16 protein-coding genes are annotated in these 12374 nt (G+C 38.2%); 12 read left to right on the top strand and 4 right to left on the bottom strand.

Annotation, left to right across the window (positions count from 1 at the left end; genetic code table 11):
* Window position 1: 1 nt before the first annotated feature.
* Both MNY28_RS03965 and rsmH read right to left on the bottom strand, forming a co-directional pair.
* On the bottom strand, window positions 2–280 hold the full coding sequence (locus MNY28_RS03965) for a hypothetical protein (RefSeq protein ID WP_151899975.1): 279 nt from the start codon (window positions 278–280) through the stop codon (window positions 2–4).
* Window positions 277–1203 carry a 16S rRNA (cytosine(1402)-N(4))-methyltransferase RsmH gene (gene rsmH / locus MNY28_RS03970; protein ID WP_151899974.1) on the bottom strand — a complete coding sequence of 309 codons (927 nt, stop codon included), beginning with the start codon at window positions 1201–1203 and terminating at the stop codon, window positions 277–279. The genes MNY28_RS03965 and rsmH overlap by 4 nt, the downstream gene beginning before the upstream one ends.
* Window positions 1204–1311: 108 nt before the next feature.
* On the opposite strand from rsmH, the gene MNY28_RS03975 reads away from it, so the two are divergent.
* The 10 genes from MNY28_RS03975 to cobA all read left to right on the top strand — a co-directional run bounded on the left by MNY28_RS03975 (window position 1312) and on the right by cobA (window position 10311).
* Window positions 1312–2292 (top strand): response regulator, encoded by a 981-nt coding sequence (locus tag MNY28_RS03975; protein WP_346388977.1) that lies wholly within the window; start codon window positions 1312–1314, stop codon window positions 2290–2292.
* A gap of 231 nt (window positions 2293–2523) precedes the next feature.
* A complete protein-coding gene (locus MNY28_RS03980; RefSeq protein WP_151899972.1) occupies window positions 2524–2850 on the top strand; it encodes a hypothetical protein in 327 nt (108 codons plus the stop codon).
* 42 nt (window positions 2851–2892) lie between these two features.
* Window positions 2893–3546 (top strand): cytochrome c, encoded by a 654-nt coding sequence (locus tag MNY28_RS03985; RefSeq protein ID WP_151899971.1) that lies wholly within the window; start codon window positions 2893–2895, stop codon window positions 3544–3546.
* Window positions 3536–4984 carry a cbb3-type cytochrome c oxidase subunit I gene (locus MNY28_RS03990; protein WP_346388978.1) on the top strand — a complete coding sequence of 483 codons (1449 nt, stop codon included), beginning with the start codon at window positions 3536–3538 and terminating at the stop codon, window positions 4982–4984. Before MNY28_RS03985 ends, MNY28_RS03990 begins: the two co-directional genes overlap by 11 nt.
* Window positions 4985–4993: 9 nt before the next feature.
* Window positions 4994–5146 (top strand): hypothetical protein, encoded by a 153-nt coding sequence (locus tag MNY28_RS03995; RefSeq protein WP_188110045.1) that lies wholly within the window; start codon window positions 4994–4996, stop codon window positions 5144–5146.
* 57 nt (window positions 5147–5203) lie between these two features.
* Window positions 5204–6841: a cytochrome D1 domain-containing protein gene (locus MNY28_RS04000; protein ID WP_346388979.1), complete on the top strand. Its 1638-nt coding sequence runs from the start codon at window positions 5204–5206 to the stop codon at window positions 6839–6841.
* A 207-nt stretch (window positions 6842–7048) separates the two neighbouring features.
* On the top strand, window positions 7049–7357 hold the full coding sequence (locus tag MNY28_RS04005) for a cytochrome c (protein WP_151899968.1): 309 nt from the start codon (window positions 7049–7051) through the stop codon (window positions 7355–7357).
* Complete coding sequence (locus MNY28_RS04010; RefSeq protein ID WP_151899967.1) at window positions 7357–8478, top strand: radical SAM protein; 1122 nt, start codon at window positions 7357–7359, stop codon at window positions 8476–8478. Before MNY28_RS04005 ends, MNY28_RS04010 begins: the two co-directional genes overlap by 1 nt.
* Window positions 8478–9584, top strand: a complete 1107-nt coding sequence (locus tag MNY28_RS04015) for a cytochrome D1 domain-containing protein (protein ID WP_346388980.1) — start codon at window positions 8478–8480, stop codon at window positions 9582–9584. The genes MNY28_RS04010 and MNY28_RS04015 overlap by 1 nt, the downstream gene beginning before the upstream one ends.
* Entirely contained in the window at window positions 9577–10311 is a 735-nt protein-coding gene (gene cobA / locus MNY28_RS04020; protein ID WP_151899965.1) for a uroporphyrinogen-III C-methyltransferase, read from the top strand. The genes MNY28_RS04015 and cobA overlap by 8 nt, the downstream gene beginning before the upstream one ends.
* Here cobA and MNY28_RS04025 read toward each other — a convergent pair.
* Together MNY28_RS04025 and MNY28_RS04030 are read right to left on the bottom strand one after the other, a co-directional pair.
* Window positions 10308–10787: a hypothetical protein gene (locus MNY28_RS04025; RefSeq protein ID WP_346388981.1), complete on the bottom strand. Its 480-nt coding sequence runs from the start codon at window positions 10785–10787 to the stop codon at window positions 10308–10310. The two genes, cobA and MNY28_RS04025, sit on opposite strands and share 4 nt — an antisense overlap.
* A gap of 13 nt (window positions 10788–10800) precedes the next feature.
* A complete protein-coding gene (locus MNY28_RS04030; RefSeq protein WP_151899963.1) occupies window positions 10801–10995 on the bottom strand; it encodes a hypothetical protein in 195 nt (64 codons plus the stop codon).
* Window positions 10996–11060: 65 nt separating this feature from the next.
* Between MNY28_RS04030 and MNY28_RS04035 the strand changes: the two genes are divergently transcribed.
* Together MNY28_RS04035 and MNY28_RS04040 are read left to right on the top strand one after the other, a co-directional pair.
* Complete coding sequence (locus MNY28_RS04035; protein WP_346388982.1) at window positions 11061–11408, top strand: hypothetical protein; 348 nt, start codon at window positions 11061–11063, stop codon at window positions 11406–11408.
* 55 nt (window positions 11409–11463) lie between these two features.
* A complete protein-coding gene (locus tag MNY28_RS04040) occupies window positions 11464–12357 on the top strand; it encodes a glycosyl transferase (RefSeq protein ID WP_346388983.1) in 894 nt (297 codons plus the stop codon).
* Window positions 12358–12374: the final 17 nt, after the last annotated feature.

Genomic DNA, 12374 nt, shown 5'->3' on the forward strand with positions numbered 1-12374 from the left:
CTTAAAAGAGAGTATCTAGTATTTGATTTTTAAATTTTATCGACTCAACAGAAGCACGGATGAGTTTGTTTTCTTCTTTGAGCGTATCATACTCTACTTTGAGTTTTGCAATATCTCTGCTTTTAAAGTAAATTTGCTCTGTAATGTAAATTTTAGGAAATGCAAACATGGCTATAAATGTCAACACCAGCAACATATATAAAAAATAGTTCAGACCTAACTTTTGTTTTGATATGACCAGATTATCAAGTTCATCTAAAAGTTCGTTCTTTTCGCTCATTTTTCACCCATTTGGAACAGACGCATTTTTGCGCTGCGGCTCCTGACATTTTCTTTGAGTTCTTCATCTGTAGCCGTAATCGGTTTTTTCGTTAAAATCTTTCCTAACTGATTATTGTTTCCGCATGTACAGCGAAATGCCTCAGGAGGACATATGCATGATTTGGACCATTTGGAAAACTCTCTTTTAACAATCCTGTCTTCAAGAGAGTGAAAAGATATTATTGCTACTTTTGCATCCGGCAGTTTTGCTTCTTCTATGCTCTTGAGCAGTGATCTGAGTTCACCGAGTTCATCATTTACTTCTATGCGGATTGCCTGCATCAAAAGTGTTGCAGGATGAATTTTCTTGCCTCTTGGCATATGTGGTTTGACGGCTTCACTTAACTCTTTTGCAGAAACAAAAGGACGGTTTTGTACAATAGCATCTGCAATTTTTTTATAGTTTCTGAGTTCTCCGTATTCTAAAAGTATTTTTTCAAGTTCGCTTTTAGCATATTCATTCACTACATGTAAAGCACTCAGTGGTGCTTCTTTGTCCATACGCATGTCAAGTGTCTCACTCTCGTACGAAAAGCCCCTCTCTTTTTGGTCAAGCTGCAAAGAAGACACCCCTATGTCTGCAAGGATGCCTTTAATTTCGCCGGGATCAACCTCTTGCAAAATTTCTTGCATCACATTTGAAAAACGGCCTTTTCTTATACTTACTCTCTTACCGTATTGTTCAAGACGTTTTGTTGAAAAGTCTATAGCGGTCTGATCCTGATCAATTGCTATGAGTTTTATATTTGGATTGGCTTCAAGTATCATACAGGAGTGTCCGCCGTACCCCATGGTACAGTCTATCACTATACCCTCTTGTAAATCTTTAAAAGCTTCGACAACCTCTTTATATAAAACCGGAACATGTGGAATATTTTGCAAAAGACACCCTGTCAATAGAAATTTATTAGTGATTATACAGCAAATTTGATTTAGGTTTAATTTTTTATACTGTATGATTTACTCCAAGAACAAAAAAAGGGTCTTCTTATGGTTTTACAGTATCAAAATGAGTTACTTGCTCTGGCAGCTATATTTCTGCTCATACTCATTTATCTTGGAATAAAACAAAAAAACAAAGCAGAAACTGATACAAAAGCGGCTAAAAAAGAAGAAGCACTCAAAGCAGAGCAAAGTGGGCAAAGTACGGCAACACCACAAAAAAAGATTCAAGAAAAAAAAATACAACATTCTGTGCCAAGGCATGCAAAGATAACAAAAGAAGATTTTAAAATATTTGCCGGGGAAAGAATTCTTTTGGCCGAAGACAATCTCATCAACCAAAAAGTAATCCTTGGAGTCCTTGGAGACAGCGGTATAGAAGTTGTAGTGGCAAATGACGGACAGGAAGCGCTTGACATCCTCAAAACGGACAAAAATTTTCTTATTATACTCATGGACGCGCATATGCCGAGAGTTGACGGATTTGAAGCCACCAGAGCTATCAGACATGATCCGCAAAACAATCATATCCCCGTCATTGCACTGAGTGGAGATACGGCAAGTGATGACATTAGAAAAATGAAAGAAGCCGGTATGGATGAACATCTTGAAAAGCCTTTGCAGGTCGGTGCTTTGTATGATATTTTGTATCATTACTCAAGCAGAATCTCTTCTGCTGAAGAGAATCCTTCGGATTTACCAACTTTAGATACACACAGAGGATTGCAGGTATGCGGAAATGACAGTGATTTTTACCATGATATTTTAAAAGAGTTTCTTGTCGCCTACAGCAACTCAGCAGAGGAGTTGGAAATTTTATTCAAAAACAATAAAACAGATCAGGCTGACAGTCTGTTACTTGACATCATCGGTGTCTCTGCAAATATTGGGGCGGATGCTTTAACTGCCTGTGCAAACGATATTAAAAACAAAATAGCCAAAAATGAAAGTAGCGATCTTACTTTATATAAGAAAAGAGTTCAAGAACTTATCCAAAGCATTGAGAATTATTTTCTTACATGTAAGTAACGGGATAAGCCTAAGCAACTTACATATAAGAAAAACTATTACCAATCTACACATATAAATAATTCCTTAAATAAATAACAAAATTCATTCACCTAATGTAACACTAATTATAAAAATAAGATAAAATCATTATGTTAGTCAATAAAATTGATTTATATCAATATTATTGGTATCAGAAAAGACTAGAATACATATGATTCTAAAATATTAACAGAGTTTAAGGAGTGTAAAATGATCGATCCATCTATAATCAGACCGGAAATTGCGTTGGATGATTTTCTAACTATATTTGTATCGTCAGCACTTGTGTTAGTTTTTGGAGGATTTTATGTTGGTATATATACTGCAGTAAAAGTTAAACTACTAAAACCGTGGAGTATGCTTTTTGCATACATGTTTTGGGTATTGACTGCCTATTGTTTGTATTTAATGGGAAGTTTAATGCATGTCGGGGAATTTACTGCAAAAGCTTTAGTTGTCGCAGCAATTGGATTGTTTTTACTTCCATTTGCTGTTTATTATATGCAAAATCAGGTTCATGAAGAAAATGAACACTGATTGTTAATATATATTTTGACAATAAATTTATAGGAGGATACAGTGGCTAATAAATCTGTATGGAGTGACAATCGTTTCTGGCGAAGAACAGCAACGTGGGTTACAGGTTTTGCATCAGTTCTTTTAATTTGGCTAACGTTTGATACGTCAGCTCAGATTGCAATGGGAAATGATCAGGATCTACAAAACAAGGTGACGAAGAGGGTTCCAGGACCTACCGTTATAAATTACAAAATCACGTATGAAATGAGCGCAAAACGTGGTCATGAAATTCCTGTGATTGGGGAAAAAGAAAAGTTCTTTGGTAGAGATGACTATTCTGAAGAAGAAGCCGGGGCTTTACTTCACTTAGGCAAGTTGGGCTCACAGGCCAAAAACTGTATGGATTGCCATACTCTTTTAGGAAACGGAGCTTATTACGCACCAGATTTAACAAAAGCATGGTTGGACCCTGCATGGGGACCAGATGGTGCGATGCAGGCTTTAACGGGGAAAAACACAAAAGAAGAGGCGATGGCTGAATTCCTTATGCATCCGGACCAGTATCCTACACATGCCCGTATGATGCCGGACTTAGGTATCACAGCAAAAGAGGCTAAAGGTTTAGTTGCTTTCTTGAAACATATGTCATCTATTGACACAAATGGCTTCCCAAGAAACTTTGGAAAAATAAAAGGAGCAGTTCATGGCAAGTAAATATTTAACAGGTGTCGGAAGTGAATCAAAACAGTTGGCAACATGGTACTTTACATTTGCAGCTATTCTCTTTGGCGCCCAATTACTTTTCGGGTTAGTGGCAGCGATTCAGTATGTAATGCCTGGTTTTTTATATGGCGTTCTGGACTTTTCAATTGCCAGAATTATACATATTAATGCACTCGTTGTTTGGATGGTCTTTGCAATGTTTGGTTCTGTTTACTGGTTACTGCCGGATGAGACAGGAATTGAAACAGTCGGTATCAAAATCGGAAAGCTTTTGTTTTGGATTTTTGCAGCAGCAATCGTTGTCGTTGTACTTGTATACCTGTTCATTCAGGTAGGTCCTGCAGATGCAACAACAATCTGGTTTATTACAGAGGGTCGTGAATATATTGAAGCACCTCGTTGGGCTGACTGGGGCATTGTCGTTGTAGCTCTTGGATTTGTCGGAAATCTTTTCTTAACAGGAATGAAAGGGGAACAGACAGGAATTGTCACCGTTCTTATGGCAGATATGATTGCCTTTGCAGGTCTTTATTTGGCCGGTATGTTCTTTACGGACAATATTTCAGTTGATCAGTACTGGTGGTGGTGGGTAATCCACTTATGGGTTGAGGCTACCTGGGAAGTTTTCGTTGGCGCGATTGCGGCTTACGGTCTTATTACTATGATTGGCGCGCACCGTAAAGTTGTTGAAATGTGGTTATGGATAGAAGTTGCAATGCTTTTCGGTTCAGGTATTCTTGGACTTGGGCACCACTACTTCTGGATTGGTACACCTGAATACTGGTGGGAAATTGGTGCACTATTCTCTGCACTTGAACCGTTACCGCTTGTAGCTATGTTTATTCATGTACTTTATGATTGGGGTAAAACGCAAGGTGCAGAAATGGCAAATGAACATACAGATGAAGATCATGTAAAATCTGTTATTACCAATCGTCCGGCATTCACATGGTTTGTCCTTAATGCCTTTGGTAACTTCCTTGGTGCCGGTATTTGGGGATTCTTCCATACACTGCCACAGGTAAACCTATATACTCACGGTACGCAGTTTACTTCGGCACACGGTCACCTGGCCTTCTTTGGAGCCTATGCGACTATCCTTGTCGGTATGATGTATATTGCGGTACAGGGTACAAACGGTATAAAAGTTATGAAACATACCAAAGCATCTCTATGGGCTGTTAGCCTGATAGTTAGTGGGGTAGTCGGCATGACCGTAGCACTTACGATTGCAGGATATGTACAGGTTCTTGTTTCTCGTGCACAAATGGGTGCTACCTGGGCAGGATATTTTGACGGTCAAAGCGGAATGTGGTTTTCTCAAGCAATGGATTGGAGACTCATTATGGGTGTTGTTACATTCACAGGTTTCATATTCTTGGCAAAAGATTTACTTACAACTGGTAAAAATCCAGTACACGAAAGATAAGGAGATACAATGTTTGAACCATTTACAGATGTCAACCCGAGTTTTTTCGGTTGGCTTAACCAAGGTCCTTTGACCTTAACAATTTTTCTGCACACTATAATAATACTTCCAATGATTTGGATCTATTTTCAGGAGAAGAAACGTTTGGAAAATGAAAACTAGTCGGTATTGACTCTTTATTGAGTCAATATCTAATCATATTTTAGAAGGAGAAATAAAATGAGATTAGGTAAATTAGTTATATCAGCTGCAGCGTTTGCAGTTGTCAGTTCAGGTCTGTTTGCGGGTACTTCGCATATGGATGTTGAGAAAATGTTCGAAAAAGAGTGTCAGGGTTGTCACGGTCCAAATCATGAAGGGGGCGTCGGAGCAGATTTACGTCCTGCAAAATTAGAAAAGAAAAATGCATACAATCTGGCTGAAGTTATTTTAAATGGTCGCCCCGGAACTGCAATGCCTGCATTTGCAAATAAAATGAATCAAGCAGATGCACAAAAAATGGTGGATTATCTTCAGCATTTCAAAGGTAAAAAAATAGAAGTCCTTACGCTCGATGCGGTAAAACAAGGCTGGAAAAAACTTAATGATAGAGCAAAGCTATTAAAAAAATATCCGCATGCAGTGGATGTAAAACATGTTACGGATATTTGTTTTGTTACAGAACGTGATGCAGAAAGAGTTACTTTTATCGATGGCACAAGTGGTAAAATACTTTCACGTCACCCTGCAGGTTTCGCTGTTCACGTAACAGTAACAAACAAACGTCAGCCTCGTTATGCATACTCAATCTCTCGTTCGGGTTTAGTCACTATGTTTGACCTTGCATCAAAAGGTCAGCAAAAAATTGCACAGGTACAAGTCGGTTCCGATTCTCGTGGTTTAGCAGTTTCACCTGATGGAAAATACCTCATGGCAGGAAACTATGTTCCGGGCGGTGCAATTTTAATGGATGCAATGACACTTGAGCCGTTAAAAGTTTACCCAACTTCATCTGTAATTAATATGGACGGAGATATCGGTTCATCTCGTGTAGCAGGTATCTATGATACTCCATACGGTCCATATATTGCATTTGCACTCAAAGATGCAGGGCATGTCTATATTATAGATTATTCTAAACCAAACTTCCCAATTGTCGGAGATATTCCAAATATCGGTAAAATCCTGCATGACGGTTTTGAAAATGAAGGAAAAGAAATAGGCCGTTACCTAATGCAAGCTTCTCAAGGAAGTGATGTAATGGGTGTAGTTGACTTTAAAACAAAATCTTTGGTTGCCAAAGTATACACAGGTCCGGGAAGCAAGCCGCATCCAGGTCAAGGTTCATCATGGTATAATGACAGATACGGTCAACTCTATGCGACAAACAGTATGAATGTCGGTGATGTAGTTATTTGGGACAGCAACTGGGATGTTGTTGCACATGTAAGAACTGCAGGCGGCGGTCTATTTGTCGGTACAAGTGAGCATACACCGTTTATCTGGTCTGATTGTGTACTCGGCGGTCCAGATAACTGGAATAAAATCTACCTTATCAACAAACAAACATTAGAGACTGATAGAATTTTGACAGTCGGTACAAAAAAAGGAACTATTACAGATCCTGTAACGCATAAAACACTTTACAGTTGGAAAGTCCCTACTGTTAAAGATAAAAAAGGCAAAGTAATTATTCCTCGTATTTTACATGCTGAACCTGCTAATCATGGTCATTGGACAATGGTTTCAGAGTGGAATGCCGGTCGTATCGGTATTTATGAAGCGAAAACCGGTAAATTTGTTAAATATATAGAAGGTTTGACAACACCGACGTTTACATATTCTATCGAACACAGACAGTCTATTCCTGGCGCGTAGACTCTACTTTTATATTTCTCCCTTTTTTGGGAGAAATCCTCTCATTACTTGATATAAATCATCTTTTTTTTCATAATATTTTTTTATAATTATATATCTAAGCTTTTTATTTAATTTTTCCCTGTTTTTTGGGATTTATAAGCAAAATTTCAAGTAAATTTTCGCTACAATATAAGCAATATACAGTTCTTAAAAAAGGGAGATGGAGTGAAAAAACTGATTATTCTTTTTTTACTTTTTTGCTCTGTGGCTTTTGCACAAAAGCCAGATGGTAAAAAAGTCTTTCAAACTTACTGTTGGGGATGCCATCATCAAACAGCAATGGCCTTTGGTCCTCCGTTTTCCCAAATTGCCGCAAAAAGAACAAAATCTGAAATAGAAGCCTATATCGCTTCTCCAAAATCAATGTACAAAGCTTTTGGCTACAAAAGAACTGTTATGACACAGCTTCATCTCAATGCACAAGAGCTCGATGCCATCAGTGACTATATTCTCTCTTATAAAGGTAAAAAATAATGTTTCGATTGTCAAATCTTATCGCCTCCGTTGTCGAAGAAAAAAAAGAGAGGATTTTAGACGGCAGTATCGCCATTTGGAACTTTACCAACCGCTGTAATCTCTCCTGTCTGCACTGTTACTCAAAATCAACCTTGGATGAAGTAGATACCCTCACAACTGGGCAGATTAAAAAAACCATCCTGGAGATGAAAGCCAATGGTGTAAAATTTATCATCTTTTCAGGCGGTGAGCCCTTAACAAGAAAGGACCTCTTTGAAATCGCCGATTTTTGCAAAGAAAACGGTATCATTACCTACCTCTCAAGCAACGGGCTCTATTTTACAAAGGGCAATATAAAAAGAATTACCGATACCTTTAACTATGTCGGTGTGAGTATAGACGGCGATGAAGCCACACATGATTACTTCAGAGGGCTCAAAGGGGCTTTTAAAGAAACATTAAAATCTGTTTTGCTTGCCAATGAAACAGGCGCAAAAGTCGGTATTCGATTTACTATGACAAAAGACACCATCAATTCTTTGGAATATATTTTTGATTTGGTCGAAAAACACAATATTCCAAAAATATATATTTCCCATTTAGTTTACTCCGGTCGGGGACTCGATAACTTGAAAATGGATTTGACAAAAGAGCAGAGAAAAAAAGCGGTTGATTTTATACTTAACAAAGCATTTGAGTATTATGAAACCGGACGTGACATAGAAATAGTGACCGGAAATATGGAGATGGATGCGGTTGCATTTCTCAATAAGTTTGCACAAAAGTATCCGGAACTTAAAGATAAAATGAGACAAAGACTTGTAAAATGGGGCGGCAACTCCGCAGGTCGAAAACTCCTCAACATAAACAGCGAAGGCGATGTGCGTCCTGACCCGTTCTTCCCGCTTATAGTAGGCAACATTATTCATCAGGACTTTGGTGATATCTGGCAAAACGGAGCATTATTGGATGAGCTGAGAATTCATCCAAGAAAACAAATCAGCGGTATTTGCAGTACATGTAAGCAGATAGATATATGTAACGGCGGCAGTCGCGCACGTGCGTATGCAATAACAGGTGACCTGTGGAGTGAAGATCCATCCTGTTATTTAACCCAAGAAGAAAGAGAGACAGTATAATGAAAATAAGAAAAATTTTAGCAGTTGTATTAACAGCCTTGTCTTTACATGTAAATGCAAGTGCACATGAAAAAGTCTTTGTTGTTGAGAGAGAGAGTAATTCGGTAGCAGTCATAGAAGACGGGCTCCCAAGAAACCATATGGAGCATATGCACAATATGAATCATGGTGTTATGAAGTTTTATGGCAAGGACGGCTATCTTATCTCCCGCGACGGCTATATTATAAGATTTAATCCTGTCAGCGAAAAAAAACTTTCCGAATATAAAACAAGCAAAAGTGCCATAGGGTTTGTCATTAACAAAAACTATGTCGCCGTTGCCAACTATGATGACAAAAGTGTAGATATTTTATCCCGTAATCTGCAGCCCATACAAAAGCTCAAAACCGGTTCACGCAATGTTGGTATAAAAATCTATAAAAACTATCTTGTTTTTTCAGAGATGGACAAAGACACGATTGCCGTCTACAAAGACACAAACAAAGGCAAAGGCAAACCGCATTTTGTTCTCTACAAAGAGTTTAAAGATGTGGGAATTATGCCTTTTGACGCTTTACTTGATGGCAATAAATATGTCAACGGCTTTTTCAACAGTCCCTGGATAGGCGAACTCAACTTGGATACTATGAAATTTAAAAAAATTCCATTACAGTTGGGAGAAAGAGAACCGGTTTTAAAAGTACCGCATTTCGGTTTCTGGTCAGTGAGCCATTCTAAAATCTTCATTCCTGCGGTGGGAGACAACAAAGTTTTTGTCTTTACTCCAAAATTTAAATTTATTACAGCTATTAAAACTGAAGGAATGCCTGTTTTTACTGCCCTTTCACCGGATAAAAAATATTTGGCTGTGACATTCAGCGGTAAAAAGTTTCCGATCATTCAAATCATAGATACAAAAACACTCAAAGTCATTAAAAGATTTCAGTTTGACGGCAAGGTGTTACATGTAAGATGGTCCCGGGAAAAACCTTATCTGTATGTTTCTGTCAATGATGCTAACAAAATCGCTGTAATAAATACAAAAGGATGGTGGTTAAAACGCGAAATTTTTACCATCAAGAAGCCTTCAGGTATTTTTATTTATGAGGAAAAAAACAATGAGTAGAGTTTATTTAACCGGTGCCGGACCCGGAGATATTGAGCTGTTAACAATGAAAGCACACAGAGTTATCGGTGAGGCCGATGTCATCATATATGACCGTTTGGCAAATCCGGAAATATTAGAAATGACAAAAGACGGATGTGAATTTGTCTATGTCGGCAAAGAAGACGGCAGGCATACACTTCCTCAAGAAGAGATAAATGAAGTTATTTACCAAAACTCGCTCAAGCACAATGTAGTTGTCCGCTTAAAAGGCGGAGATCCTTTTGTCTTTGGACGCGGCGGAGAAGAGGGAGCATATTTGCATGAAAGAGGTGTAAAATTCGAAATTATTCCCGGCATCACCTCTGCAGTCAGCGTTCCTGCCTATGCCGGCATTCCGGTCACTCACCGTGGCATTGCCGTGAGTTTTCGAGTAGTTACAGGGCATGAATCCCCAAACAAAAAAGAGTCCCAGATTGCCTGGGAAAATTTCAAAACAGATGACACCATCGTATTTTTAATGGGACTGCATAATCTTTCTAAAATTTCATCAAAACTGATAGAAGTAGGCAAGCCTGAAGATTATCCCTGCGCTGTCATTTCACGCGGTACGACAAAAGACCAGAGTGTTGTTGTCGGAACACTCGGTGATATTGTGCAAAAAGCAGAAGGTGTACCAACTCCCGCACTCATTATAGTCGGAAAAGTTGTTACACTCAGAAAACAGCTTGACTGGTTTCATCACTAATAGTTTTGTAACTTATACTCTTTATACAAGAGTGCAGCTTCGGGATTTCCTGCGTCTATAGCCTTTTGGGCCCATTTCTTTGCCTCTTTGAATTTGTTTTGTGTAACATAGATTTCACTTAACAGATAACAGGCTTTGGTATCACCCTCTTTTACATTTTTTTTCAGCCACTCTGCGGCTTTGTCAAAATTCATTGTCTGCATATAAATACGGCCTACATTTTGCAGCGCTTTTTTATGCCCCGCTTTTGCCGCACGTTCTAACAGTTCGGCTGCTTTAGAGATATTTTGTTCTACTCCATACCCGTTGTAATACATCAGCGACAAATTATAGGTTGCATTGATACTCCCCTGCTTCGCTTCTGTGTCTAACAATGAAAATGCTTTTTTATAATTTCCGGCATGAAAGGCTTCAAAAGCAGCATCTGACCCGTATAACAATGCACTCAGCAACAGTATAGAAAGTAATTTTTTCATACAATTCCTTTTGTCATATATAATACAATAAAGAGGAGAGAAACAGGGCACCCAAAAATGTTACCGCTAACATTACAGAGCGTTTTTGAGACTCTTGTATCCCGTGATGTGCCTCCAGATAATCACTGAGTCGGATTGCCGGATAGATTGTAAAAATAAACATTGGGAAAGTCAGCACCAAAATAATCATAACATCGTGAAGTGTCATCAAAATTCCTCGAAATTAAATTTTTCTTTATAATTATTATTATATCATATAACAAAGGGGTTACTATGAAAAAAATCATAATTTCGACGATTTCGATACTTTTAAGCACTCTGCTTTTCAATGCCTGCTCAACAGCAAAAATATCATCCGAAGATGTAAAAACAGCTGGTTTCATACACTTCAAACATGAGATTCCACTCAAAAAAGTCCATACTCTCATTCGCGAAGCCGGTGAAAAAAATGGTTGGAGAATCACTGAGTTTAAAGAAAATATGCTTATCGGAGAAAAAGAAGAAAATGGTAAAATGAAAGCAGTTACCATTACTTTTGCAAAAAATTATTTTAATATTTCGCCAAAAGACGCTGATTTGCAAGAAGCTATAAAAAAAGAGGTTGAAGCGACAGAAGAGTAGTTATATTTATATACTTTTGATACACTTGATGCAAGAAAAAAACAAAAGGTATTGAATGGATTTTTTTAAATATATACATGCGGTAGGCACCGGTCCAAAAGGCAACAGAGATTTAAGCTTTGAAGAAAGCAAAGATATGATGGAGCAGATTTTGAACCAGAGTGTTCCAAGCGAACAAATTGCCGCATTCCTGCTTGGATGGAGACTCAAGCCTGAAACGACAGAGGAGTTCCGAGGAGCTTTAAGCGCATGTGACGAATATACCCGCAAAGAGAATATTCCGGATTCAATAGAATTGGGATACCCTTTTGACGGTAAAGCAAAAAATCCGTATATATTTCCTCTGGTTGCGCAAATGTTAGAAAAGACAGCATTGAAACTTGTCATTATGGGGGATGAAAAACAGCCGGCAAAAGATGGTATCACCACTAAAAATATATGCCAGGAGATAGATCTTCATCCAAATATTAAATATTTTGACAGAAAAGAGTATTGCAACAAACTCCATAAGCTGACAGATATCAGAAACAAACTGGGACTCAGAAGCGGGTTCAATACAATAGAGAAACTTCCAAAAGCTGCAAACAGCAAATATGCCATTACAGGCGTCTTTCACAAACCTTATGTCAAGAAATATGTTGAAATTTTTGCAGACAGATATGAACGTTTTGCCTTAATTCAGGGGAATGAAGGAACACCGGAACTTTTCAGCAAAGGACGCCTTTGGATGATTGAAACAGATGAAGTCAAAGAGATCATTATAGACCCGCAATACTACGGCATACATTATAAAAAATCCTGGGACCAGATCACTCTTGCAGACTCACTCGAACAACTTAACAACCCTTCAGATGAATATTTAAAACTGGCAAAACTCAATGCCGCAGTCTATCTTTTTATAGCCCAACAATACAAAACAATTGATGATGCTTTTGAAGCTTTGCAATAAAAACATCAAGGAGTAAA

The sequence above is a fragment of the Sulfurimonas sp. NWX367 genome (assembly GCF_039667065.1).
GTDB classification, from domain to species: domain Bacteria; phylum Campylobacterota; class Campylobacteria; order Campylobacterales; family Sulfurimonadaceae; genus Sulfurimonas; species Sulfurimonas hydrogeniphila.